The 22,668-nt window shown below is 63.9% G+C and carries 22 protein-coding genes and 2 tRNA genes; 8 read left to right on the top strand and 16 right to left on the bottom strand.

Annotated elements, in window-relative coordinates; genetic code table 11:
- Nucleotides 1-77: 77 nt before the first annotated feature.
- From pheT to G486_RS0106870, 6 genes are all read left to right on the top strand, one after another.
- Nucleotides 78-2,528 (top strand): phenylalanine--tRNA ligase subunit beta, encoded by a 2,451-nt coding sequence (gene pheT / locus G486_RS0106895; protein ID WP_027014880.1) that lies wholly within the window; start codon nucleotides 78-80, stop codon nucleotides 2,526-2,528.
- Between the two features lie 11 nt (nucleotides 2,529-2,539).
- Nucleotides 2,540-2,884 (top strand): integration host factor subunit alpha, encoded by a 345-nt coding sequence (locus tag G486_RS0106890; protein WP_407059790.1) that lies wholly within the window; start codon nucleotides 2,540-2,542, stop codon nucleotides 2,882-2,884.
- A gap of 114 nt (nucleotides 2,885-2,998) precedes the next feature.
- Nucleotides 2,999-3,439 carry a MerR family transcriptional regulator gene (locus G486_RS0106885; RefSeq protein ID WP_027014878.1) on the top strand — a complete coding sequence of 147 codons (441 nt, stop codon included), beginning with the start codon at nucleotides 2,999-3,001 and terminating at the stop codon, nucleotides 3,437-3,439.
- A gap of 27 nt (nucleotides 3,440-3,466) precedes the next feature.
- Nucleotides 3,467-3,543: transfer RNA gene (locus tag G486_RS0106880), tRNA-Pro, on the top strand.
- 54 nt (nucleotides 3,544-3,597) lie between these two features.
- Nucleotides 3,598-3,674, top strand: a tRNA-Pro gene (locus G486_RS0106875).
- Nucleotides 3,675-3,809: 135 nt separating this feature from the next.
- Nucleotides 3,810-4,301 (top strand): DUF6882 domain-containing protein, encoded by a 492-nt coding sequence (locus tag G486_RS0106870; RefSeq protein ID WP_027014877.1) that lies wholly within the window; start codon nucleotides 3,810-3,812, stop codon nucleotides 4,299-4,301.
- A 31-nt stretch (nucleotides 4,302-4,332) separates the two neighbouring features.
- Here G486_RS0106870 and thiE read toward each other — a convergent pair whose 3' ends face one another.
- The 4 genes from thiE to G486_RS0106850 form a co-directional block, all read right to left on the bottom strand.
- The gene (gene thiE / locus G486_RS0106865; protein ID WP_027014876.1) at nucleotides 4,333-5,244 is read right to left on the bottom strand and encodes a thiamine phosphate synthase; all 912 of its coding nucleotides are present in this window, start codon (nucleotides 5,242-5,244) and stop codon (nucleotides 4,333-4,335) included.
- Between the two features lie 11 nt (nucleotides 5,245-5,255).
- Nucleotides 5,256-6,062 carry a thiazole synthase gene (locus G486_RS0106860; protein WP_027014875.1) on the bottom strand — a complete coding sequence of 269 codons (807 nt, stop codon included), beginning with the start codon at nucleotides 6,060-6,062 and terminating at the stop codon, nucleotides 5,256-5,258.
- Nucleotides 6,063-6,143: 81 nt separating this feature from the next.
- Nucleotides 6,144-6,341, bottom strand: coding sequence for a sulfur carrier protein ThiS (gene thiS, locus G486_RS0106855; protein WP_027014874.1), 198 nt, complete (start codon nucleotides 6,339-6,341; stop codon nucleotides 6,144-6,146).
- A 26-nt stretch (nucleotides 6,342-6,367) separates the two neighbouring features.
- Nucleotides 6,368-7,432 carry an FAD-dependent oxidoreductase gene (locus G486_RS0106850; protein WP_034386897.1) on the bottom strand — a complete coding sequence of 355 codons (1,065 nt, stop codon included), beginning with the start codon at nucleotides 7,430-7,432 and terminating at the stop codon, nucleotides 6,368-6,370.
- A 394-nt stretch (nucleotides 7,433-7,826) separates the two neighbouring features.
- Between G486_RS0106850 and thiD the strand changes: the two genes are divergently transcribed.
- Nucleotides 7,827-8,702, top strand: coding sequence for a bifunctional hydroxymethylpyrimidine kinase/phosphomethylpyrimidine kinase (gene thiD, locus G486_RS0106845; RefSeq protein ID WP_027014872.1), 876 nt, complete (start codon nucleotides 7,827-7,829; stop codon nucleotides 8,700-8,702).
- A 77-nt stretch (nucleotides 8,703-8,779) separates the two neighbouring features.
- On the opposite strand, the gene G486_RS0106840 is transcribed toward thiD, so the two are convergent.
- Nucleotides 8,780-9,259, bottom strand: a complete 480-nt coding sequence (locus G486_RS0106840; RefSeq protein WP_027014871.1) for an SH3 domain-containing protein — start codon at nucleotides 9,257-9,259, stop codon at nucleotides 8,780-8,782.
- Between the two features lie 257 nt (nucleotides 9,260-9,516).
- Here G486_RS0106840 and G486_RS0106835 point away from each other — a divergent pair, with 257 nt between their 5' ends.
- Nucleotides 9,517-10,209 (top strand): ankyrin repeat domain-containing protein, encoded by a 693-nt coding sequence (locus G486_RS0106835; protein WP_027014870.1) that lies wholly within the window; start codon nucleotides 9,517-9,519, stop codon nucleotides 10,207-10,209.
- A gap of 86 nt (nucleotides 10,210-10,295) precedes the next feature.
- On the opposite strand, the gene G486_RS0106830 is transcribed toward G486_RS0106835, so the two are convergent.
- From G486_RS0106830 to G486_RS0106780, 11 genes are all read right to left on the bottom strand, one after another.
- The gene (locus tag G486_RS0106830; RefSeq protein WP_027014869.1) at nucleotides 10,296-11,570 is read right to left on the bottom strand and encodes a purine-cytosine permease family protein; all 1,275 of its coding nucleotides are present in this window, start codon (nucleotides 11,568-11,570) and stop codon (nucleotides 10,296-10,298) included.
- 400 nt (nucleotides 11,571-11,970) lie between these two features.
- Entirely contained in the window at nucleotides 11,971-12,756 is a 786-nt protein-coding gene (locus G486_RS0106825; RefSeq protein ID WP_027014868.1) for a foldase protein PrsA, read from the bottom strand.
- A gap of 75 nt (nucleotides 12,757-12,831) precedes the next feature.
- A complete protein-coding gene (locus tag G486_RS0106820; RefSeq protein ID WP_027014867.1) occupies nucleotides 12,832-13,104 on the bottom strand; it encodes a BolA family protein in 273 nt (90 codons plus the stop codon).
- Entirely contained in the window at nucleotides 13,101-13,685 is a 585-nt protein-coding gene (locus tag G486_RS0106815) for a septation protein A (RefSeq protein ID WP_027014866.1), read from the bottom strand. Before G486_RS0106815 ends, G486_RS0106820 begins: the two co-directional genes overlap by 4 nt.
- A 543-nt stretch (nucleotides 13,686-14,228) precedes the next feature.
- Nucleotides 14,229-15,182 carry a sugar phosphate isomerase/epimerase family protein gene (locus G486_RS23090; protein WP_169728581.1) on the bottom strand — a complete coding sequence of 318 codons (954 nt, stop codon included), beginning with the start codon at nucleotides 15,180-15,182 and terminating at the stop codon, nucleotides 14,229-14,231.
- 142 nt (nucleotides 15,183-15,324) lie between these two features.
- A complete protein-coding gene (locus tag G486_RS0106805) occupies nucleotides 15,325-16,491 on the bottom strand; it encodes a Gfo/Idh/MocA family protein (protein ID WP_034386849.1) in 1,167 nt (388 codons plus the stop codon).
- Entirely contained in the window at nucleotides 16,488-17,552 is a 1,065-nt protein-coding gene (locus G486_RS0106800; RefSeq protein ID WP_027014864.1) for a sugar phosphate isomerase/epimerase family protein, read from the bottom strand. The genes G486_RS0106805 and G486_RS0106800 overlap by 4 nt, the downstream gene beginning before the upstream one ends.
- A 279-nt stretch (nucleotides 17,553-17,831) precedes the next feature.
- Nucleotides 17,832-18,761 carry a substrate-binding domain-containing protein gene (locus tag G486_RS0106795; protein ID WP_407059792.1) on the bottom strand — a complete coding sequence of 310 codons (930 nt, stop codon included), beginning with the start codon at nucleotides 18,759-18,761 and terminating at the stop codon, nucleotides 17,832-17,834.
- A 127-nt stretch (nucleotides 18,762-18,888) separates the two neighbouring features.
- Nucleotides 18,889-19,878, bottom strand: coding sequence for an ABC transporter permease (locus G486_RS0106790; RefSeq protein ID WP_027014862.1), 990 nt, complete (start codon nucleotides 19,876-19,878; stop codon nucleotides 18,889-18,891).
- Complete coding sequence (locus G486_RS21680; protein WP_051303239.1) at nucleotides 19,817-21,391, bottom strand: sugar ABC transporter ATP-binding protein; 1,575 nt, start codon at nucleotides 21,389-21,391, stop codon at nucleotides 19,817-19,819. The genes G486_RS0106790 and G486_RS21680 overlap by 62 nt, the downstream gene beginning before the upstream one ends.
- Entirely contained in the window at nucleotides 21,388-22,602 is a 1,215-nt protein-coding gene (locus tag G486_RS0106780; protein WP_342667334.1) for an ROK family protein, read from the bottom strand. The genes G486_RS21680 and G486_RS0106780 overlap by 4 nt, the downstream gene beginning before the upstream one ends.
- Nucleotides 22,603-22,668: the final 66 nt, after the last annotated feature.

Genomic DNA, 22,668 nt, shown 5'->3' with positions numbered 1-22,668 from the left:
TGCAGCTCCTGTTTTGTTGAGCAGCATGCCCCGGCCGCAACCCAGGCCAGAGGGCGCCCAAGACAAAGAAGACGAACATGCAATTTCCTGAATCCTGGCTGCGCGAGTTCTGCAACCCGGCCCTGAGCACCCAAGAGCTGGCTGACACCCTGACCATGGCAGGTCTGGAGGTCGAAGAGCTCGACCCCGTGGCTCCTCCCTTCACCGGCATCGTGGTCGGTGAAATCAAGGAGGCCGTGCAACACCCCGACGCCGACCGCCTGCGCGTGTGCCAGGTTGACGTCGGCGGCCCCGAGCTGCTGAACATCGTCTGCGGCGCACCGAATGCGCGCGTGGGCATACGCATTCCCTGCGCCACCGTGGGTGCCGAACTGCCCCCGGGCGAAGACGGCAAGCCGTTCAAGATCAAGATCGGCAAGCTGCGCGGCGTGCAAAGCTTTGGCATGCTGTGCTCGGCCAAGGAGCTGGGCATTGACGACGATGCGAGCGGCCTGCTGGAACTGCCGGCCGACGCCCCTTTGGGCCAGAACGTGCGCGAGTACCTGAAGCTGGACGATACGCTGTTCACCCTCAAGCTCACGCCCAATCTGGCGCACTGTCTCTCGGTGTATGGCGTGGCGCGCGAGCTGTCGGCCCTGACGGGCGCGCCGCTCAAGACCTTGTCCTTCCCCGCCGCCGCCGTGGCCACGCAAGACAAGCTGCCCGTGAAGATAGCAGCCACCGACCTGTGCGGCCGCTTCTCCGGCCGCATCGTGCGCAACGTCAACACACAAGTGAAGACCCCCCAGTGGATGCTGGACCGCCTGGCCCGCTGTGGCCAGCGCGGCGTCTCGCCCCTGGTGGACATCTCCAACTATGTGATGTTCGAGCTGGGCCGCCCCAGCCACATCTTTGACCTGGACAAGATCCACGGCGGCCTGCAAGTGCGCTGGGGCAAAGAGGGCGAAACGCTCAAGCTGCTCAACGGCAGCACCATCACCGTGGACGGACAGGTAGGCGTGATTGCCGACGAGCGCGAGGTCGAATCCCTGGCCGGCATCATGGGTGGCGACGCCACGGCCGTGTCTGACGACACCCGCAACATCTACATCGAAGCCGCATTCTGGTGGCCCAAGGCCGTTGCCGGCCGTTCGCGCCGCTTCAATTTCGCCACCGATGCGGGCCACCGCTTCGAACGCGGTGTGGACCCCGCACATACCGTAGAGCACATCGAGCGCATCACCCAACTGGTGCTGGAGATCTGCGGCACGCCCGAGACGCAAGTCGGCGCCATGGACGACCACCAGCCCAATATGCCTGCGGCCAAGACCGTGCAACTGCGCGTGGCGCGTGCCGCCAAGGTGATTGGCATGGCCGTGACGCAGCAGCAATGCCTGGATGCCTTGAACGGCCTGGGCCTGCCTGCCGCCGTGGCTGCAGAAGGCGTGATCAGCGTGACCGCGCCCAGCTTCCGTTTCGACATCAATCTGGAAGAAGACCTGATCGAAGAAGTGGCCCGCATGGTCGGCTACGACAACCTGCCCACCACCAAGCCGTTGGCCCCCACCACGCCCAAGCTGCGCGCCGAGAACCAGCGCAGCCCTTTTGGCGTGCTCCGCGAGCTGGCAGCCCTGGGCTACCAGGAAACCATCAACTTCAGCTTTGTCGAAGAGAAATGGGAGCAAGAGCTGGCAGGCAACACCAATGCCATTCAGCTGCTCAACCCCATTGCCAGCCATTTGAGCGTGATGCGCTCCTCGCTGCTGGGCTCGCTGCTGCAGGTTTTGAAGTTCAACGTGGACCGCAAGGCCCAGCGTGTGCGTGTGTTCGAGCTGGGCCGCGTGTTCTTCAAGGACACGTCCGTGCAGGACTCCGACACCACGGTGAAGGGCTTTAACCAACCCATGCGCGTGGCAGGTCTGGCCTATGGACCGGCCGACCAGCTGCAATGGGGCAGGGCAGAGGCCAAGGTCGACTTCTACGACGCCAAGGGCGATGTGGAGGCACTGCTGGCCCCGGCCAAGCCCGTATTCGAGGCTGCAGAACACCCCGCCATGCACCCCGGCCGCTGCGCCCGCGTGCTGCTGGATGGCAAGGCCATTGGCTTTGTTGGCGAGTTGCACCCCAAGTGGCGCCAGGAATGGGATCTGGCCCAGGCACCGGTGATGTTCGAACTCGAACTGGACGCCGTGCTGGCCCGCCAGGTGCCGGTGTTTGCCCCCGTGGCCAAGCACCAGGCCGTGGAGCGTGACATTGCCGTGGTGGTCAAGGAAAGCGTGACCCATGCCCAGGTGATGGAGGCGGTTCAGCAAGGCGTGTCCGGCGGCATTTTGCGCTCGGCCGTGTTGTTTGACGTGTTCCGTCCCAAGAAGCTCAAGGCCGGCGAAGAAGCCGCACCGGGCACCTTGGCACAAGACGAGAAAAGCCTGGCCGTGCGCCTGACGCTGGGCAGCGACCAGGGTTCGCTGGCCGATGCACAGATCGAGCAGGTCGTACAGGCCGTACTGCAGCAGTTGCAGCAGCAACTGGGTGCGCGCTTGCGCGCATGAGGAGGAGAGCGATGCAGGAAGAATTCGAAATTCAGCTGGCCGTGGGCAATGCAGACAGCCCGGCGCTGACCAAGGCGCAGCTGGCCGACTTGCTGTTCGACGAAATTGGCCTCAACAAGCGCGAGGCCAAGGAAATGGTGGATGCGTTTTTCGAGCTGATCTCGCAAAGCCTGGTGGATGGCGAAGATGTGAAGCTCTCGGGCTTTGGCAACTTCCAGGTTCGCACCAAGGCGCCCCGGCCGGGGCGCAACCCGCGCACCGGCGAGGCCATTCCCATCGAGGCGCGCCGCGTGGTCACCTTTCATGCCAGCAGCAAGCTCAAAGAGCAGATCCAGGCGGGTGTCGCAGGACAGTAGTAACGGGCACGAGGCGGATGCGCTGCCCAGCGAATGAGGGATGGTCTAGCATAGGCACCTCGCTCCTGCGCTGCAGCCGCTGTTGCGCAGCTTCTGACCTTTCCAGTGTTTGCCATGGCTTCATCCCTGCCCCAGATTCCGGCCAAGCGCTACTTCACCATAGGTGAAGTAGCGGATCTGTGTGACGTGAAGCCGCATGTGCTGCGCTATTGGGAGCAGGAGTTTACGCAGCTGCGCCCGATGAAGCGCCGTGGCAATCGCCGCTATTACCAGCACCACGAGGTGCTCATGATCCGGCGCATACGCGAGCTGCTGTACGAACAGGGCTTTACGATCAACGGCGCGCGCAACCGCTTGCGCGAATCGCGTGGAGCGGCCCCGACACCGGCCCCAGCCTCTACCCAGCCGCCGCTGGTCGAGGCAGGAGAGGATCAGAGTGCATTGCCGCCTGCAGGCCCGCCCTTGCAGGTCGATGCTCTGCCGCAGGCGAGCACAGGGCGCGTCAGCCTGCGTGAGGAGCTTTTGCAGATCCGTGAGCTACTTTTGTTTCAATAGCAAAAAGCAGCATATAATCTAAGTCTTCGGCGTGTAGCGCAGCCTGGTAGCGCACTTGCATGGGGTGCAAGGGGTCGCGAGTTCGAATCCCGCCACGCCGACCATTGATTCAGAAAGACCAGTCTTCAAAGACTGGGTTTTTCTTTTGTTCCCGTTTTCGGCGTGTAGCGCAGCCTGGTAGCGCACTTGCATGGGGTGCAAGGGGTCGCGAGTTCGAATCCCGCCACGCCGACCATTTGAAAGGGCTTAGCTTCGAAAGAGGCTGAGCCCTTTTCATTGGATCAGGCAGGGCTCCTGTGGCTTGCGCAAACAGGCTCAAAATGGGCGCCACAACCTAAGATCGTAAACACGTTCTAAGCCTGCAAGCAAGATGAGCGAAAAAGACAGCAGCACCGATTGGACGCAGTGGAGCCGCGAGGCTGTGGAGTCCATGATGCAGAAGAACTCCCAGTGGCCGGCCGAATTCGGCCTGCTGGGCTCGCCCGGTTGCCGTTGGGACCTGGACAGCGCCACGCTGACCCTGGAAGGTGGCTTGCACGATGTGGTGGCGACCGTATGCCTGGTGGGTACGACCAGCGAAAGCCAGGGCAGCTTTTTGTGGAGCTGGGCCAACGATGCCATTCCTGCCCAGCATGGTCAGGCCTTGCAAGTCGTCAGAGACTTTGGTGAAAAGCACGGCCTGGGCCTGCTTACCACGCCGCAGGTCGCGGGCGCGCGTCCCGAGGCCACGGAATGCCTTTGCATTGCGGGCCGGCTGCAGCATGCGCTGGGCACGTTCGTGGACCAGCAAAGCGATGTCACGCTGTACTTCACCCTGCTGCATCTGCAGGTGGTGGATGCGAGCCAAAGACTGCTGCACTGAAATCCAGTGCGCGCAGGCCCTGGCGCCGGCGTCACCCCTGGCCAATCAGGGCCAGCAGCTCCTGCGCAGCGGCTTCGGGGTCGGCTGCATTGACCAGCGCACGCACCACGGCGACCGAGCCCACGCCCGTGGCAAGCACCTGGGCAAATTGCGTGGCCGAGATGCCACCAATCGCGACCAGTGGGTAGCGCTGCATGAGCTTTGCATAGGCCGCAAGACGCGCAATCCCCTGGGGAGCCGTGGCCATTTTCTTGAGCGTGGTCGGAAATACGGCGCCGAGTGCGATATAGCTGGGCTGCACGCGGTGGGCGCGCAGCATTTCCGCATAGCCATGGGTGCTGACGCCAAGCCGCAGGCCCGATGCATGAATGGCTTGCAGGTCGCTGGCGGCGAGTGCGTCCAGATCTTCCTGGCCAAGATGCACGCCATAGGCGCCGGCTTCGATCGCTGCACGCCAGTGGTCATTGATGAACAGGTGCACTTCCGTGCCTTGGACTGCAGCCACGGCGGCGCGCACTTCGCGTGCAATCGCGGCGCTGTCCTCGCTCTTGTAGCGCAACTGCACCGTGGGCACGCCGGCCTGGGCCATGCGGCCAACCCACGTGGCATCGGGCAGCACTGCATAAAGGCCTAGCTGCTGCGGGCAGGACGGAAAGGCCTTGCCGGCTTCACCCGTGCCCAGGCCGAAATCGCGTGCGTCACAGGGCCATAGACGTGCATCAAAGCTGCCTAGGCGCTGGCTTTGGGCCAGCCAGGCCTGGGCCAGGGTCTGGGCGTCAATGGCGATGAAGCCCAGGCGGCTGCAGGCCTCGAGGGCGGCCAGGTAGACCGGTTCCTGGCTGAGTGCTGCAGGTCGGGGTTGGGCCGGGAGATCCGGGCTGCGAAACGCGGCCTCATGGGTGTCGACCAGCGCCTGGGCCATGGCTTGTATGTTGTCGGGCATGTTGCGGTCTTTCAAGCGTGGTGCCAGAAAGGCGTGCCCAGCACGGGTGTGCTGGGCTGGGCCGCGGTCTGCTCGTCCATGGCGCCGGCCTTGCGCGCGGCACGGCCTGCGGCAACCGCATCGGCAAATGCCCCGGCCATGAGCACGGGGTCCTCGGACAGGGCCACGGCCGTGTTGAGCAGCACGGCGTCATAGCCCCATTCCATGACCTGGCAGGCATGGGAAGGCCGGCCGAGGCCGGCATCGACGATGAGCGGCACCTTGAGGCGTTCGCGCAGCATCTGCATTGCATAGGGGTTCACGGGGCCGCGGCCGGTCCCGATGGGAGCGGCCCAGGGCATGACGGCCTGACAGCCCACGTCCACCAGGCGCTGGCACAGCACCAGGTCCTCGGTGCTGTAGGGCAGGACCTGAAAGCCCTCCTTGATCAGGATGGAGGCGGCTTCCACGAGGTTGAGCGTGTCGGGCTGAAGCGTGTAGTCGTCGCCTATGAGTTCCAGCTTGATCCAGGGCGTCTCGAACACTTCGCGTGCCATCTGGGCCGTGGTCACAGCCTCCTGCACGGTCATGCAGCCGGCCGTATTGGGCAGCACGGGCACATCCAGCTTTTTGAGCAGTTCCCAGAAGCTGGCGCCGGTCTCGGCTGCATTGCTGCCCTGGCGGCGCAGCGAGGCCGTGACCATGGCCGGTTGGGCGCGGCGCACGGCAGCTTCCAGCACGGCTGGCGAAGGGTAGCGGGCCGTGCCCAGCAGCAGCCGGCTGTCAAAGCTGTGGCCGTAGAGTTCCAGCCTGTCGCTGGTGGTGGAGTTCGAAGTCATGGGGCGGGCGCTCGAAGAGGAGAGGGGTAATGCGTTGGCAGCGCGCCTGGGGCAGGCGCGTGCCCAGGCCTGGGCGTCATCTCATCCGCCGGTGACTGGCGAGATGACTTCCACGCGGTCGCCTTCGCTCAGGATCTGGCTGGCGTACTGGGACTTGGGCACGAAGACCGTGTTCACGGCCACTGCATAAGGCGGCTTCAGGTCCAGGTCTTGCAACGCATGCGCCACGCTGGCCTGGGCCGGCAGTTCGATGGCTTGCTGATTGATCAGAATTTTCATGGCTATGGAAAAAGGCAGGGGCCGCTTCAGGCCTGGGTCAGCTGCAATCCGGCCTGCTCCACGGCCACGTCGAAGCGGCGCGCAAGTTCGCAGTCGCCGGTGTCGAGCATCTGCAGCACGATGTCGAGCATAGCCGGTGCAATCATGAAGCCGTGGCGATAAAGGCCATTGACCTCCATGCTGCGCTCGGAAGTCCAGCGCACGGCCGGCAGGTTGTCGGGCAGGGTGGGGCGGCACTGGGTCGCGATCTCCAGAATCCTGGCTTCGGCAAAGCCTGGGTGCACGGTGTAGGCGGCGCTCAGCAATTCCAGTGTGGAGCGCACGCTGGCAGGGGACATGTCGTCGGACTCGATCTCGGTCGCCCCTATGACGAACAAATGCTCCTGCTTGGGCGCGATGTAGATCGGGTAGCGCGGGTGGATCAGCCTCGTGGGACGCTGCAGCGTGACTTCGGGCGCATGCAGGCGCACGACTTCGCCGCGCACGCCGCGCAGCGCCGGCCATTGACCACGTGCTCCCAGGCCCCGGCAATCGAACACGAAGTCGGGCTCGCCAGCCTGGCCGGGCTTGAAGTCCGAAAGCTCGATCGCCCGGTGCCAGTGCATGGCGACGCCCAGGCGCTCCAGCGTCCGGTGCAGGGCCGCGAGCAGCTGGCGATTGTCGAGCTGGCCTTCATCGGGCAGGTAAACGCCGCTGGCAAAGCGCTGCTGCAGCGCAGGCTCGGCGGTCTGCAGCTCCTGGTCCGCGAGATGCTGCAAGGCCGGCAGCTCGGGGTTGATGCGGCGGTTTTTCTCCAGCAGGCCGCAAAAGCGCCGGGCATCGCCGGCATCCTGGCGGTGCCAGAGAATCAGCGTGCCGTTTTGCTGGAAGTACACCGGGGCGTCGAGCTCGGCCAGCAGCTCGGGCCAGCGTGTCAGGCCGTGCTGGCCCATGCGCACCACGCCGGGCTCGGTGATGGCCGACTCGGCAAGAGGGGCGAGCATGGCGGCGGCAACGCGTGCCGCAGCGCCTGCGCCGTCGGGGCCTTGGGCATCGTGGAGGCTGATGGAGTGGCCTTGGCGTGCAAGCGCCAGGGCCAGCAGCCGGCCCATGAGGCCGGCGCCCAGAATGGCGATGCGAGAGGAAGCGTGTAGAGCGGGCATGTGCATTCAATCGGTTGGGGCGCACATGCAAAACCGGAGGCCGCGAGGCGGCCGTGCCAGGGTGCATATGCGGGACAAAACACGGCATGCCTTGGCGCTTGCATTGAAACTCCCCACGCCAGCATTACCTGGATCGGGTGCAGGGGACGCGGGTGCCGCAGGCGCGGCATCCGGCGGGGCGAGGCCCAATCCCCAGGGTGTTTCTCAGTCGCTCAAGCGTGCAGGTGCTGGCTGTTGCCAGGTCCGCGCGCATGGGACACCCCTGTTTCGTCCGTCGCGAAGCATTACATCACAATCGCCATGCGCCGGTATTGACCATGCGCATGGGCGATAATTTTTTCCCATGACTGCAGTTTCTCCCTCTTCGCAAGCTTCGACCCTCGATCTCCCGTCAGCCAGGCGCTATGCCCGCGTGCTCATCATTGCAGGATCGGACAGTGGCGGTGGCGCCGGCATCCAGGCCGATCTCAAGACCTGCAGCGCCCTGGGCTGCTATGGCATGACGGCGATCACCGCCATCACCGTGCAAAACACCCTCGGGGTGAAGGGCATCCATGGGATACCCGTGGATATTCTGCGTGGCCAGATCGATGCCGTGATCGAGGACATTGGCGCCGATGCGATCAAGATCGGCATGCTGGCCACGCCCGAAGTCGTTCTGGTCGTGGCCGATGCCATACGTCGCCACGGTCTGCGCAACGTGGTGCTGGATCCGGTCATGGTGGCCACCAGCGGCGACCGGCTGATCGCACCGCAGACCGCCGAGGTGCTGGTGCGCGAGCTGTTTCCACTGGCGGCCGTGGTGACTCCCAATCTCGACGAGGCGGCCTTGCTGCTGGGGCGCAGCATAGACGGCGTGGATGCGCTCGACGGGGCCGTACAGCAACTGCTGGAGCTGGGCGCGCATGCGGTGCTGCTCAAGGGCGGGCACCTGCCCGGCGATCTTGTCGTGGACCTGTTGGGGCAGGCGCAAGGGCGCAGGCTGCGCCTGCAGTCTGCGCGTATCGTCACGCACAACGGCCATGGAACGGGTTGCACCCTGTCCTCGGCGATTGCGAGCCACCTGGCCCTGGGCCTGCCCCTGGAGCAGGCGGTGAGTCTGGCGCGTGAATACATTCTGGGCGCCATCGCAGCCGGTGCCGATGTGCATACGGGGGGCGGCCAGGGCCCGCTGAACCATGGCTATGCGCCGCGCGCCCAGGTGATTGTCGGCGCCTGAGCTGCTGCGCTGTGCCGCAGACGCGCAGCCTCCTGGCCGGCAAGGGGCTGTTCAGAGGCGGCGAAAGCGCGTGTCTCTCACCAGCCCCAGGCCAGCTTGCGCGACACCCAGCCCTGCTGGCCGTTGTCGCGCTTGACCTGGGCCCAGTTGCCCTGTTTTTTGAGCGTGCGCACGATCTCGTTTTGCTCCAGCCTGCCCACGCGCCTGTGCTGGGTACCCGGGCCTGCGCGCAGGTTGGCGGTAGGGGCGGTCACCAGCAGGTGCGGGGTCTTGTGCGTGAGCGAGGAGTGCACCCAGCCCAGCGTGCTTTCATGGTCCTTGACGCGCAACCATTTGCCCTGGCGGTTTGCGACCTGCAGCGGATAGCCCTTGCCAAGCTCCCACAGGATGCTGGTGCCTTTGGTACTGGGCTTGTCACGCACATTGGCGGTCGAGCTCTTGATGCTCACGAACTCCCGGGCTTGCGCCTGGAGCGGGGTGAGCGCTGTGGAGAAGATGGCGCAGGCGGTAATGGCGGCAGCCAGCCAGCCCGTGGTGCGGCGTTGAAGACGTGGCACGAAACTCAAGCTCCTTTCGTTGGTACCCAACATTGGTTTGTGGAAGACAGTCAGGTGCGACCCATACCCATACTCATAGTTCCAACAATTTTTCAGGGCAGTGTGCCGAGCCCTGCAGCCGGGGCGTGAGGGCATGCAGCCAGGCTGGCCCGGGTTAGCATGAAAGGCCCGGGCGCTGCCAATGTCTGCAGGGCCCTGCGCGGGCTCCGGCATGCGCGGCCATGCCGCCATGGGCCTGGTTTTGGATGGAGGTTTGAATGAGTGAGAAATGGACATATCGCAGCCGCGCGCTTGTCGCGGCCAGCCTGCTTGCGGCAGCCGCCGGTGCCCGGGCCGAGCCTGCAGCCGCAGCTTCGGCCGCCGGCCAGGGCCTGCTTGCGGCCGCCAGGGCCGGGGATACCACAGCGGTGAACGAGTGGCTCAAGCGCGGCGCCCCGGTGGATGTTGCCGATGACCAGGGCGATACTCCCTTGCTGCTGGCCACCCGGGCCAACCATGCAGAGGTCGCGCAAGCGCTGCTTTCGCACGGAGCCGATCCGAACCGCAAGAACCTCATGCAGGACAGTGCCTACCTGCTGGCTGGTGCATCAGGCCGCCTGGAGATTCTGCGCATGAGCCTGTCCCACGGGGCCGACCTCAAGAGCACGAACCGCTATGGCGGAACGGCCCTGATCCCGGCCTGCGAGCGCGGCCATGTGCAAGTCGTCAAGACCTTGATAGCCGCAGGCGTGGACATCAACCATGTGAATCGCCTGGGCTGGACCTGCCTGCTCGAAGCCGTGCTGCTCAGCGATGGCGGGCCCAGGCACCAGGACATCGTGCGCCAGCTCATAGCGGCTGGCGCGGATGTCGATCTCGCGGATCGCGACGGCATGACCGCCCTGGCCCATGCCAGGCAGCGCGGCCAGACGCAGATCGTCAAGCTGCTGAGCGCCGCCGGCGCGCACTGAGGCTGCCATAGCCAGAATCTGCAATGAAAAGGCCTAAAGCGCTTATGGGGCGGGCGCTTGCAGCTATCTTTAAAGGAGCGTTGGTTTTAATCGCGGCGCGTGATGCGCGCCAGAACAAAGCACAGGAGCAGCGTGGGAATGGCCGAGCCCAGGGTCTGGCTGAGCAGGGGCAGCAGATGGTAGAAGGCCACGCCGCAGAGCCACAGGCCCACGGCATCCCAGCGTACGGCCGGAGCCAGCGCCAGCTGCCGGGCCGCATCCACGCCGCCGCACAAACGGCCCAGCACCACGCCGAACAAGGGCACGAAGCAGGAGCTCAGAAGCAGCAGGAAAGGCTCCAGACTGTGCATGGGCAGGACCAAGGCCAGGGCCGTGCAGGCCACGGCGATCAGCATGCCCCAGGCACGTATGCTCCAGCGCGGCAGCAGGCTGTGGGCCGACATGGCGGCCGAATAGGTGTCGCCGTAGGCGTTGTCGATCTCGTCTATGAGCACCAGGGACAGGGCAATGAGCCCGCCCTGAGCCAGCAGCAAGGCCGTGACCAGGTCGGCGCTGGGCAGGGTCAGGGCCACGAGCACACCCAGCGCATAGCACCAGATGTTGGCCAGAGCAAAGCCCGTCCAGGTACCGCTCAGTGCCGAGCGGCCGCTGTTGCCGTGGCGCGCATAGTCGGCCACCAGGGGCAGCCAGCTGATGGGCATGGCAATCACCAGGTCCAGGGCCGAGAGCACGCTCATGCCGCCTTCGCCCCTGCGCTGCCAAAGCTCGGCCAGGCCTTGCTCCTGTGCCAGGGAGAGAAACTGCCAGCTCAGCCACAGCAGGGAGAGCACGACCAGGGGCAGGGCCACGCGCGAGATCAGGCGGCGCACGAGCTTCACCATGGAGCCGCTGATCAGCGCCAACACCACACCGCCCCACAGCAGGGTTGCCATCAAAGGCCAGTGACCGGCTGCCATCTGGCCTGCCTGGCGGCCGATGGCCACGGTGGCATCGCGCATCACCACGAGCTCGAAAGTTCCCCAGCCCAGCAGTTGCACGATGTTGAGCAGAATCGGCAGGCGTGCGAAATGCCGACCGTAGACCCCATGCATGAGGCCTGCGCTGGACAGGCCGCTGTCGCAGCCGAGCTTGGCCATCCAGGCCAGCAGCCCTGCGCCCAGCAGCGATCCGCCGACGATGGCCATCATGGCTTCGCGCGTGCCCATGGCGGGAATCAGATAGGCGCCGACCTGCATGACCAGCAGGCCCACGCCCAGGCTGAACCATAGCGAGGCATGGTCGTGCCACTGGAAAACGCGCTGCTGCTCGGCAACTGGGAGCAGGGCCTGGTTTTCGCCCTGGTGTGAAGAACTGGATGACATGAATGCTCCGCTGAAAAACGAAGCAGGGGCCGTGACCGCTAGTTTGGACTGCAGATGGACGAGCACCGGCGGCCTGGAGCAAAGACAACAGCTTCCCTGCGCGAGGATGATCTCGGGCATGCAGGCCTGGGAGGGCGCATGCGCAATCAGGTTCAAAGGGACTCTCTCAGCCCCGGTGCGAAAGCGCGAGCGCTCTCGTGCACCAGGGCACCCCCAGCGTTTGCCATCCGTGGATGGCGCGGGCCATTGTGCATGAAATCAAGGCCGCTGCAGCTGCCTGCGGCAGCATCTCCCCGGGCCGGGAAAGGCCTCCCGGCCACGGTGGTCCAGAAACGGAAACAGCCCGCAGGGCGGGCTGTTGGCAGCGCGGGCCCGTAGCAGGGCCCAGGCGTGCAGGCAATTACTGGATCTTGGCCTTGTCCATGAGCTGCTTTTCAAAGGCCTCGACCTTTTGCGGCTGCAGCTGCTGCATGATCTGGGGCTTGACGTCCTCGAACTTGGGCAGCTCGGCTTCGCGCACGTCGTCAAGGCGGATGATGTGCCAGCCGAACTGGGACTTGACCGGGGCCTGGGTCAGGCCACCCTTGTCGAGCTTGATCAGGGCTTCGGTGAACTCGGGCACATAGGTGCCGGGGTTGGCCCAGTCCAGATCGCCGCCGCGAGCTCCCGATCCGGGGTCCTTGGACTCTTTCTTGGCGATGTCTTCGAATTTCTTGCCGCCCTTGACCTCGGCAATGATGGCCTTGGCGCGGGCCTCGTCCTCGACCAGGATGTGGCTGGCCTTGTATTCCTTGCCGCCGTTGGCAGCGACGAACTTGTCGTACTCGGCCTTGGCGTCGGCTTCGGTCACGGGGTTCTTCTTGATGAAGTCGTCGAACAGCGCACGGATCAGCACCGCCTGGCGGGCCATTTCCATCTGCTGCTTGTACTGCTCGGTATTGGCCAGGCCGCGCTTGTTGGCTTCCTGCATCAGCACTTCACGCTTGATCAGCTCCTGCTTGATCTTGTCCTCGATTTCGGGAGTGATGGGCTGGCCGGATTGCTCGACTTGCTGCTTGAACAACTCCATGCGTGCCTTGGGCACGGGTTTGCCGTTGACGACGGCCAGGTTCTGGGCCGAGGCGGAGAGGGCCGCTGTGCTCAGCAAGGCTGTCGCCACCAATCTGGTCAGAAGTTGTTTTTTCATGTGAATTCCAATGTTTGCAAAGACAGAATCAAGGCGTCATACGCAACAGGCTCCGCAGAGACGGAGCCTGTTGGATCACAGGACCTCAATGGCGATGGCATGAGCACCCTGGTCAATGAAGTCTTGCAGCGCATCATACACAAGGCGATGGCGTGCCAGACGCGTTTTTCCCAGGAACAGAGGTGAGGCAATGCGCACGCGAAAATGCGTGCCGAAGCCGGTGTCGTTGGCCCCTGCATGGCCTGCATGCTTGTAGCTTTCGTCGATGACCTCCAGCTGTGCGGGCGCAAGGCGCACGCGCAGCACATCGGTCATGGCCTCGGCCGTGATGGGCAGGTTCGCGCTCATGGCTGCTGGTCCTGGCCGGGCAGGGCAGGGGCGGGCTCGGCGGCCGCGCCCTTGTCTTCCTGCAGATAGCGGCCCATGTAGAGCGCCTGGCCGATGACGAACAAAAACATCAGGCCCATGCCGCCAAACAGCTTGAAGTTGACCCAGGTGTCGGTATCGAAGCGGTAGGCAATGGCCAGGTTGAGTGCGCCCATGAGGGCGAAGAAGGCGGTCCAGCTCCAGTTGAGCTTGCGCCACACTGGATCCGGCAATTTCAGTTGGGCGCCCATGACCGAGCGCAGCAGGTTTTTCTTGAAGGCCAACTGGCCGATCAGCAGGGCTGCACCCATGAGCCAGTACAGCACCGTGGGCTTCCATTTGATGAAGGTGTCGTTGTGGGCCAGCAAGGTCGCGCCGCCAAAGACCACGATCACACCCAGGCTCACCCATTGCATGGGCTCGACCTTGCCGTGGCGCATGCGCAGATAGGCAATCTGCACCACGGTGGCGGCGATCGCCACGGCCGTGGCGGCATAAATGCCCCAGACCTTGAAGGCCACAAAGAACAGGATGATGGGAAAGAAATCAACAAGCAGCTTCATCGGCAGCGCAGACGGTAGTGAGAGACAAAGAGCCCAATCATGCCCCAAGCCAGGCCCTGCCTTTGCGACAAGACCGGTCTCGGGGCACGGGTTCGGCGCCAAGTGCTTGGTGTGGATGTGTGCGGCAAAGTTCATTCGGACCGGCCAGCACCGGAGACAAGAGGTCTGTGCACGATCCGGGACCATGTCCTGGGTTTGGGGTTGAATTGGCCTCAAGCGCTTGCCAGGCAAGCGCAAGGCGCTCTCAGAGCGTGTTCACGATCTCTACGCAGGCGCGTTGGAGCGCAATCGGGATGAGTTCGAGTCGATGGGCCGCAGCTTGCACCGGGGTGCAAGCAAGGGCCAGCGCGAAGAAATCGCCCGATTTCGCTCCAACCCTTGGGGGCAGTGCCTTTGCGGGCGGTCTACAGCGTTGCGAATCCTCGCAATAGCACGGCTATTGCTGCGGTGTCGCGCCTCGTATCCCATCCCGCAAAGACACTGGCGCGCCGCGAGGAGATCGTGAACACGCTCTTAATAAAGGAGCTTGCCGCGAAAATCCTTTCAGGCCAGATGGGTCGTGTCCGGCGGTGTGGTCGCAAGCAGCCCGTTCAGAAAGTCGAATTCCCGCTGGACCATGTCCATGGAGATGGGCACGCCATTGCGCGGGTCGTGCTCGACGATCAGGTAAGAGAGGCCCTGCGCCAGGGCCAGATCCAGAATCGGGCGGTAGTCAATGACGCCGGTGCCGAGCTCGGTGAGATGCGATGACGCAGTCTTGTCCAGCGTGCTCGAATGGCCGATCCGGTCGAAATTCTTGATGTGCAGGGAGCTAAAGCGCCCGGCATGGCGCTGCAGATAGCTGCAGACATTGCCCCCTGCAAAGCTCATCCAGCCGCAATCGAGCTCAAACTTGACATAGCGCGGGTCTGTTTCGCGCAGGAGCACGTCGTAGCCGCAGACTCCGTTGCCCAGATCGAGGAACTCGAAATTGTGGTTGTGATAGGCATAGGAAAAGCCCGCGCGCAGGGTCAACTCTGCTATGCGGTTGGCCCGCTCGGCCACGCGCTGAAAATCGCTGACCGTCATGGAGCCCGTGGTCTGCAGATAGGCGGAGCTGGCCTGCGGTATCGGCGCCAGCACGGAGCTGGCGACCTGGACTACGCCCAGCTGATGCGCGATTTCCAGCAAGGCCGACGGGTCGGCGTTCGATGAGAAATCGAGATGGGTGGTGCGCAACAGCAAGCCGGCGTTGACCGCTGCGCGGCGCAGGTCGGCCGGCGCAAGATGGGCATATGTCAGGGCCTGGATTTCGCCATAGCCCATCTTGGCGATTGCGCTGAAGCTGGCCTCCGGATTTTTTTCGACGGCACTGCCCAGCGTATAGATCTGCAGGCCTATGGGCCTGCGGTCGACACGTGTGCCGTGGTGGGTGCTGGCCTGAGTCGAGAGTCCGACGGTGAGGCTGCCGATGGCGGCGGTACCGTGCTTGAGAAAGCTTCTGCGCTGGTCTTGCATGCTTTTGTCTCCTTGGTGAACAGGAATGAAGGCACAAGGCTTGAAGCCGGCGTCCACCGGCCCGGAGGTGCCGAGGGGAGAGCTCTCGCCTGGATTGCAGGGCTTGCGCTGCAGCTTCGCAGTGCGGCGCAGTTCTATGAGGTCAGTGCGCATTTCGCACCGCCTGTATATCCATCCACAGGCCATTCTTGCGGTGGCTGGCCAGTGCAGCGTCGATAAAGCGGTGGCCGGCCAGGCCATCCTCGATCGTGGGCAGGTCCAGTGATTCCGGGAAAGGTGCGCGCGCTTGCTGCCGGGCCCGGATCTGCTCGGCCGCATCGACATAGAGCTGGGCAAAGGCCTCCTGATAGCCCTGGGGGTGGCCTGCCGGAACGCGGCTGGCATGGCGGGCTGCGGCGCTGTCCACGTGCCCTTGGCGCAGACACTGTGCAGCCCCGCCCACGGGGGTGAGCCAGAGCTCGTCCGGCCGCTCCTGGTCGAAGGCCAGGCCTGCCTGGCTGCCGAAGATGCGCAACCGCAGCGCATTTGCGCAACCTGCTGCCACCTGGCTGGCCCACAGCAGGCCACGGGCACCACAGGTGTAGCGCAGCATCATTTGTGCATGGTCATCCAGCTGGCGCCCGGGTACAAAGCTGCATAGTTCGGCGCTGACCTGGGACGGCAGCATGCCGCTTACAAAAGCCGCGAGCTGGTAGGCGTGGCTGCCGATATCGCCCAGGCAGCCCGTGGGGCCGCTGCGCGCGGGGTCCAGTCTCCAGCAGGCCTGTTTGTGCTGGCCATCTTGCTCAATGGGCTGGCTCAGCCAGTCCTGCTGGTATTCGACCTGCACCAGTCGCAGCGCACCCAATGCACCGTTTCGCACCAGGGCACGGGCGTGGCGCACCATCGCATAGCCGGCATAGGGATGGGTGAGCGCAAAGACGCGCTGGCGCTGGCGTGCCAGTGCGGCCAGGGTTTCACCCTCCTGCAGCGACAGCGCCAGCGGCTTGTCGCAAATCACATGCATGCCGGCCTCCAAAAAGGCCGTGGCCACCGGCGCATGCAAATGGTTGGGCGTGACAATGGACACCACCTCGATGCCGTCGGGCCGGGCTGCCTCTGCCCTGGCCATTTCACGGTAATCGGCATAGCTGCGCTCGGGGTCCAGCCCCAGGGCGGCCGCGCTGCGCGCAGCTCTTTGGGGCTCACTGGACAGCGCGGCTGCCAGCAGCTCGTAATGTCCGTCCAGCTGCGCGGCTGTGCGGTGCACGCCACCGATAAAGGCGCCTTCGCCGCCCCCCACCATGCCCAGTCGGAGTTTGCGCGTCATGGCGCAACCTCGCCCAGACCCAGCAGGGCTCGGGTCTGGGCCGCGTTGATGCCGCTGCCGGCGAAATCGTCGAATGCATGCTCTGCCACGGGAATCAAATGGCGGCGAATAAAGGCTGCGCCTTCGCGTGCGCCCTGCTGCGGATGCTTGAGCGCGCACTCCCACTCCAGCACCGCCCAGCCCGGATAGTCGTACTGGGTGAGCCTGGAGAAGATGGCGCCGAAATCAATCTGCCCATCGCCCGGCGAGCGAAAACGGCCGGCCCGTTCCACCCAGCTGCCGTAGCCGCCATACACGCCCTGTCTGCCCGTCGGACGGAACTCCGCGTCCTTGACGTGGAAGGCCTTGATGCGCGCGTGGTAGATATCGATAAAGGCCAGATAGTCCAGCTGCTGCAGCACAAAGTGGCTGGGGTCGTAGAGGATGCAGGCGCGCGGATGTTCATCCACGGCGGCCAGAAAACGCTCGAAACTCAGGCCGTCATGCAGGTCTTCGCCTGGATGCAGTTCGTAGCAGACGTCTACACCCGCTGTGTCAAATGCATCCAGAATCGGCCGCCAGCGGCGCGCCAGTTCCTCAAACGCCTGTTCCACCAGGCCTTCCGGCCGCTGCGGCCAGGGGTAGACATAGGGCCAGGCCAAGGCGCCTGAAAACGTGGCATGGGCGGTGAGCCCCAGATTGCGCGAAGCGCGGGCCGCCAGCAGCAGCTGCTCCGTGGCCCAAACCGTGCGCGCCACGCTATTGCCCCGCACATGGGCTGGCGCAAAGCCGTCAAACAATGCTTCGTAGGCTGGATGCACGGCCACCAACTGCCCCTGCAAATGCGTGGACAGCTCGGTGATGGCCACGCCTGCATCCTCGGCCTGGCGGCGCAGGTCATCGCAATACGCCGTGCTGCTGGCGGCCCGCTCCAGATCGATCACGCGGGCATCAGCAGGCACTTGCACTCCCTCGTAGCCCAATTGGCCGGCCCAGCAGGCCAGGTTGGCAAAGCTGTCGAAAGGCGGCTCATGCCCCATGAACTGCGCGAGAAAAATCGCGGGTCCTTTGATGGTCTTCATCCACATACATCCTGTTGAAGGCAAATCGGCTTCATCGCTTCCCCTCTGTCCATGGCGCAGCGCCGAGCTTTGCCAGGCACCCCCACCCTCTCCCCTAAGGGGCGAGGGAGAAAAGTCAAGGAAGCAAAACCAGACGCACAGCCCACAAAACTGGCACGGCACAAGCCAAGGACACCGCGCAAGGGCCGCCCCGCAGCGCCGGTGTCGTCCCCCTGCCCGCGAGCGCAGCGAGCGAAGAGCGGGGGGAAGGCGCCGAAGGCGACTCAGGGGGGCCCTAAGTCAAAACGGCGAATCCGGAAAATAGAACTGCCGGGCGTTGTCCTTGGTGATCAGCACCGAGGGCACGAGGGTCGTGGCCGGCATGCCCTTGCCCGCAAGCCTGGCCTCGGCCGTGAGCCGTATGGCGTCGTAGATGAACTTGGGCGAGTAGCTGACATCGGCCGTGATGCGCTTGTCACTGCCATCCATGATGGTCTTGACCATGTGCTTGGCGCCGGCCCCGCCAAAGACCAGGCGTATGTCTTCGCGCTTGGCCTGTTGTATGGCCTTGAGCACGCCCACGGCCATGTCGTCATCGGCGGCCCAGACCGCATCGATGTGCTTGAAGCGGGTCAGATAATCCTGCATGACCTTGAAGGCGTCATCGCGGTTCCAGTTGCCGTATTTGGCATCCAGCAGCTTGATGCCCGCATGCTTGGACAGCACGGCGTTAAAGGCATTCATGCGCTCGTTGTCCAGCTCGGTGGCAATGCCGCGCAAGGCCACGATTTCGCCTTTGCCACCCAGGGCCTGGGCAATGTATTCCCCAGCCACCCGGCCAAATGCGGTGTTGTCGCCGGCCACATAGGCGTCTTGCACACTGGTGTCGGTCAGGCCCCGGTCCACCACGGTGATGTAGACGCCTTTGCGCTTGACCTCGGCCACGGGGCGTGTGAGTGCGCCGGACTCAAAGGGGAAAATGACCAGCGCATTGATGCGGTTCACCCCGGCCAGGTCCTGCAACTGGTTGGCCTGCTCCGAAGCATTGGCCGAAGTCTTGATGGTGATCGAAAGATTCTTGTGGGTCTTCTCCAGCTCGGCCTTGGCCCGGTTGGCCCAGTAGCCTATGCCGCCCATGAAGCTGTGCGTGGCCGCAGGAATGGAGACTCCGAGCCGCAACTCGGGCTCGGCCAGCGCCGATAGCGGAGCGATAACAGCGCATAAAAGCATGGCGAGTCGTGTTGCAAGCGTCATAAAGGCCTCCTTGGTTGAAATAAAGTCACTGCAGAAAAAGCTGTGATCCCTGGTGCAGAAAGAGGACATGCCCCTGGCCTGCTGCGACGCGCCTCGCGTTGAGTCACCGCCTCTGCAGCAATGCGACGGCGATGATGGCCACGCCCTGCACGGCCGCATTCAGGTAGACGCTGATGACGCTGGTCAGATTCAGGATGTTGCTGATCACCGATAGCACGATGGCGCCTATGACCGTGCCCGTCATTGAGCCGCTGCCGCCCTTGAGCACCGTGCCGCCGACGATGACGGCGGTGATCGCCTCCAGCTCCCACAGCAAGCCCGTGGTGGGCGAGGCCGAACCCAGGCGCGGCACATACAGCAGCGTGGCAATGCCCACGCACAGACCCAGCAGCACATAGGTGATGATCTTGACCCGCACCACATCGACGGCGGCATAGCGTGCCACCTGCTCGTTGGAGCCCACGGCCTGCACATAGCGGCCATAGGGGGTGCGGCCTAGAATGATGCCTCCGGCAATCGCCACCAGGACGAACACCCAGACGGGGATGGGAATGCCGGCCAGGCTGCCGTAATACACCGGGGCATAGATGGCCAGCAGGCTGTCGTCCAGCGAGAGCGCACCACCGTCGGACAGATAGGTCAGCACGGCGCGAAAGATCCCCAGTGTGCCCAGGGTCACGATGAAAGGCTCGATACGTCCCTTGGTGATCAACAGGCCATGGGCCAGGCCGCACAGCGCGCCCATGATCAAGGCCAGCAAGGCGCCCAGGATCACGGCCAGCAAAGGGGAGTCCAGCCAGGGCGCGGCTGCATTGATGAACATGATCACGCAGCCCGCAATCAACGCAGCCATCGACCCCACCGACAGATCGATGCCGCCCGTGGTGATCACAAAGCACATGCCCACGGCAATGATGCCGATGAAGGCCGTGCGTGACAGCACATTCAGCAGGTTCTCCAGGCTCGCGAAATCGCTGTTGAGCCAGGCTCCCGCCAGACACAGCAGGGCCAGGCCCAGTGCAGGGCCCAGGCTACGCCAGTGGAGGCTGAAGTGACGGCTGCCCCTGTGGCTGATGGCTGGAGTCCGGGACATGGGCGGTGATGGTTCCTGTTGCATGGCCTATCAGTTCCTCTTCGTTCAGGTGGCAGGTGTCCAGCGTGGCTGCGCAGCGGCCAGCCCGCATCACCACAACGCGATGGCACAGGCCGATGAGCTCGACCAGTTCAGAAGAAATCACGATCACGGCCAGGCCGGCGCAGGCCAGTTCGTGGATCAGAAAGTAAATGTCCCGCTTGGCCCCGACATCGACGCCGCGCGTGGGCTCGTCCAGCACGATGATCCGTGGGCCGGGCTGCAATACCTTGGCCAGGGCTAGCTTTTGCTGGTTGCCGCCCGACAGGGCTGCGGCCTTCACGTCCAGCGAGCGGCTGCGTATGCCGTAACGCTGCACGGCGTCAACGAGCGCGGACTTTTCGCAAGCGCTTCGCAGCCAGGGCCTTGCATGCTGCTCCAGCGCCATCAGCGTCAGGTTCTGTCTCAGGCCGAAATCCAGATGCAGGCCTTTTCCCTTGCGGTCTTCGCTCAGATAGGTGAGACCGCTTCGCATCGCTTCCTTCGGCGTTCGCCAGCCTTTGCCATGCGAGAGGGCCCGACCCTGCATCGTTACATCGCCATGGGCAGGCCGCAGCCCCAGCAGCCCCTCGAACAATTCGGTGCGGCCTGCACCGACCAGGCCTGCAAAGCCCAGAATCTCACCGGCGTGCACCGCAAACGTTGCATCCTGTACCCAGCCCGGTACGTTGAAGTCGCGTACTGCGAGCAGGGCGGGGGCCGTATCGGAGACGGAGCTGCGCGGGGGGTAGAGATCGGCCAGCTCACGCCCCACCATCAGCTGGGCCATTTGTGCGCGTGTCAGCGTGTTGGTGGGCGAGCAGGCCACAAAGCCGCCGTCACGCATGACGATGACATCGTCGGTGATGTGCTCCACCTCATCGAGCTTGTGCGAGATGTAGACCACGGTTACACCATCGGTACGCAACTGCTCGATCAGCAGAAAAAGGCGCCGGGTTTCGCTGGGCGTGAGCGAGGCTGTGGGCTCGTCCATGATCAGCAGACGTACGTGCCGTGACAGTGCCTTGGCGATCTCCACCAGTTGCTTTTCAGCGACCTGAAGATCTCCGACCCTGGCTCTGGGGGAGAGGTCCAGGCCTATCCGTGCGAGTGCCTGGGCAGAGGCGCTTTCCATGGCCGCTTCGTCTAGCAGACAGTTGCGCTTGAGCTCGTGGCCCAGAAAAATATTCTGGGCCACGCTCAGGTCATCGGCCAGGTTGAACTCCTGGTGGATCAGCACAATGCCCAGGGCCTCGGCATCGCGGCAACTGGCAAAGCGCTGGATCCGGCTGTTGACCAGCACGCTCCCACAGGTCGGAGCCTCATAGCCCGCCAGTATTTTCATGAGCGTGGATTTGCCGGCTCCGTTTTCGCCCAGCAGCCCATGCACACGGCCAGGCCTCAGGGAAAAACTCAAGCCGCGCAGCACGCGCACGCTGCCGAATTCCTTGACGATATCGACAAACTCCACGCAAAGAGGCTCAGTTCGGCTCATCGGTGCAGCCTCCGTGACTTGAGAAATTCCTGCATGGCCAGCACGCCGGCGCCCGTCAAGCCTGCAGCATCGCCCAAGGAGGAGTACTGGACATGCAGGTTGCGCGTGGAAAGCGCGAGTGAGCGCTGGTAGACGCTTTGTCGTACGGAGGCGAGGAACAAGGGCCCTACGGTGACGACGCTGCCCGTGAGAAAGACATGTGATGGATTGAAGAAGTTGACCACCGAGGCCAGCATCTGGCCCACCAAACTGCCTGCGCGCTGAATGATGCGGTTGGCCTCCATATCACCTTCACGACTGGCTGCTCCCACGGCAGCCAGAGTCAGCATGCCTTGTTCTCCTGCATGGCGGCGCAGTACCTGGCTGTCCTCGCGTTCCATGGCCTCCCAGGCCTGGCGCTCGACGGCAGGGCGTGCAGCCATGGTTTCCAGGCAGCCTGTATTGCCGCAATGACAGTGAGGGCCGGAAGTGTCCACGCAGATATGCCCTACATCACCGGCCGAGCCTGTGGCTCCCCGGAAGATCTTTCCGTCGCAGACGATGCCGCAGCCGATGCCCGTGCCCACCTTGAGCACGAGAAAGTTCGATGTGCCCTGCTGCTGGCGCAGCTCGCCAATGGCCTGGATGTTGACGTCGTTGTCCACGAAGACCGGGGCCTCAAAGCTGTCGCGCATGAAGTCGCGGATGGAAAAATCACCCCAGCCCGGCATGAGCGGTGGGCTGACCATCTGTGCATTCTCAAAATTCACGGGGCCGGGAACGCCAATGCCAATGGCCAGAACGTCCTTTGCCCTCTTGCCGCATTGCTCCAGAAGCCGCAGTGCCAAGACCTTGATGCGTGCCAGCACCACGGTAGGGCCTTGCTGTGCATCGCGCACATCGACATCTTCGCGGCACTGGGCCAGCACCAGCAGGCTGGGCGTGAGTGCCGCAATCGACATGCAGGTCGCACCGATATCGATGGCGAGCAGAATTCCCAGTGCATTCGACAGGCACAAGGTTTCGGCCGGACGGCCCGTGCTGGCTGGGCCAGGCCCTGTCTCCTGCAGCAGCCCTTGGGCCAGGAGGTCGGCAATCAGTGCATTGGCCTTGCTCTTGGACAGGTGGAGGCGTGTCGCGACCTCATGTCGGGACGCAGCCTTCGACCAGAAAACGGACTCCAGCACCAGCATTTCTCCGCTGGAAAGATTGGACCAGTGATCCAAGGGCATGTCTCCGATATTGCTATGCTTTATAAGCAATATTTTGCGCGGGAAAACCGGGCCGACAAGACCGAA

Source organism: Comamonas composti DSM 21721 (assembly GCF_000429845.1).
Taxonomy (GTDB): domain Bacteria; phylum Pseudomonadota; class Gammaproteobacteria; order Burkholderiales; family Burkholderiaceae_C; genus Comamonas; species Comamonas composti.
This window is presented reverse-complemented; position numbering and strand designations above follow the sequence as displayed.

What these genes read in the sequence shown, in the direction of transcription:
- pheT (WP_027014880.1), top strand. Translation starts at nt 78, where the DNA reads ATGCAATTTCCTGAATCCTGGCTGCGCGAGTTCTGCAACCCGGCCCTG.
- G486_RS0106890 (WP_407059790.1), top strand. Translation starts at nt 2,540, where the DNA reads ATGCAGGAAGAATTCGAAATTCAGCTGGCCGTGGGCAATGCAGACAGC.
- G486_RS0106885 (WP_027014878.1), top strand. Translation starts at nt 2,999, where the DNA reads ATGGCTTCATCCCTGCCCCAGATTCCGGCCAAGCGCTACTTCACCATA.
- G486_RS0106870 (WP_027014877.1), top strand. Translation starts at nt 3,810, where the DNA reads ATGAGCGAAAAAGACAGCAGCACCGATTGGACGCAGTGGAGCCGCGAG.
- thiE (WP_027014876.1), bottom strand. Translation starts at nt 5,244, where the DNA reads ATGCCCGACAACATACAAGCCATGGCCCAGGCGCTGGTCGACACCCAT.
- G486_RS0106860 (WP_027014875.1), bottom strand. Translation starts at nt 6,062, where the DNA reads ATGACTTCGAACTCCACCACCAGCGACAGGCTGGAACTCTACGGCCAC.
- thiS (WP_027014874.1), bottom strand. Translation starts at nt 6,341, where the DNA reads ATGAAAATTCTGATCAATCAGCAAGCCATCGAACTGCCGGCCCAGGCC.
- G486_RS0106850 (WP_034386897.1), bottom strand. Translation starts at nt 7,432, where the DNA reads ATGGGCCGGCTGCTGGCCCTGGCGCTTGCACGCCAAGGCCACTCCATC.
- thiD (WP_027014872.1), top strand. Translation starts at nt 7,827, where the DNA reads ATGACTGCAGTTTCTCCCTCTTCGCAAGCTTCGACCCTCGATCTCCCG.
- G486_RS0106835 (WP_027014870.1), top strand. Translation starts at nt 9,517, where the DNA reads ATGAGTGAGAAATGGACATATCGCAGCCGCGCGCTTGTCGCGGCCAGC.
- G486_RS0106830 (WP_027014869.1), bottom strand. Translation starts at nt 11,570, where the DNA reads ATGTCATCCAGTTCTTCACACCAGGGCGAAAACCAGGCCCTGCTCCCA.
- G486_RS0106825 (WP_027014868.1), bottom strand. Translation starts at nt 12,756, where the DNA reads ATGAAAAAACAACTTCTGACCAGATTGGTGGCGACAGCCTTGCTGAGC.
- G486_RS0106820 (WP_027014867.1), bottom strand. Translation starts at nt 13,104, where the DNA reads ATGAGCGCGAACCTGCCCATCACGGCCGAGGCCATGACCGATGTGCTG.
- G486_RS0106815 (WP_027014866.1), bottom strand. Translation starts at nt 13,685, where the DNA reads ATGAAGCTGCTTGTTGATTTCTTTCCCATCATCCTGTTCTTTGTGGCC.
- G486_RS23090 (WP_169728581.1), bottom strand. Translation starts at nt 15,182, where the DNA reads ATGCAAGACCAGCGCAGAAGCTTTCTCAAGCACGGTACCGCCGCCATC.
- G486_RS0106805 (WP_034386849.1), bottom strand. Translation starts at nt 16,491, where the DNA reads ATGACGCGCAAACTCCGACTGGGCATGGTGGGGGGCGGCGAAGGCGCC.
- G486_RS0106800 (WP_027014864.1), bottom strand. Translation starts at nt 17,552, where the DNA reads ATGAAGACCATCAAAGGACCCGCGATTTTTCTCGCGCAGTTCATGGGG.
- G486_RS0106795 (WP_407059792.1), bottom strand. Translation starts at nt 18,761, where the DNA reads ATGCTTTTATGCGCTGTTATCGCTCCGCTATCGGCGCTGGCCGAGCCC.
- G486_RS0106790 (WP_027014862.1), bottom strand. Translation starts at nt 19,878, where the DNA reads ATGTCCCGGACTCCAGCCATCAGCCACAGGGGCAGCCGTCACTTCAGC.
- G486_RS21680 (WP_051303239.1), bottom strand. Translation starts at nt 21,391, where the DNA reads ATGAGCCGAACTGAGCCTCTTTGCGTGGAGTTTGTCGATATCGTCAAG.
- G486_RS0106780 (WP_342667334.1), bottom strand. Translation starts at nt 22,602, where the DNA reads ATGCCCTTGGATCACTGGTCCAATCTTTCCAGCGGAGAAATGCTGGTG.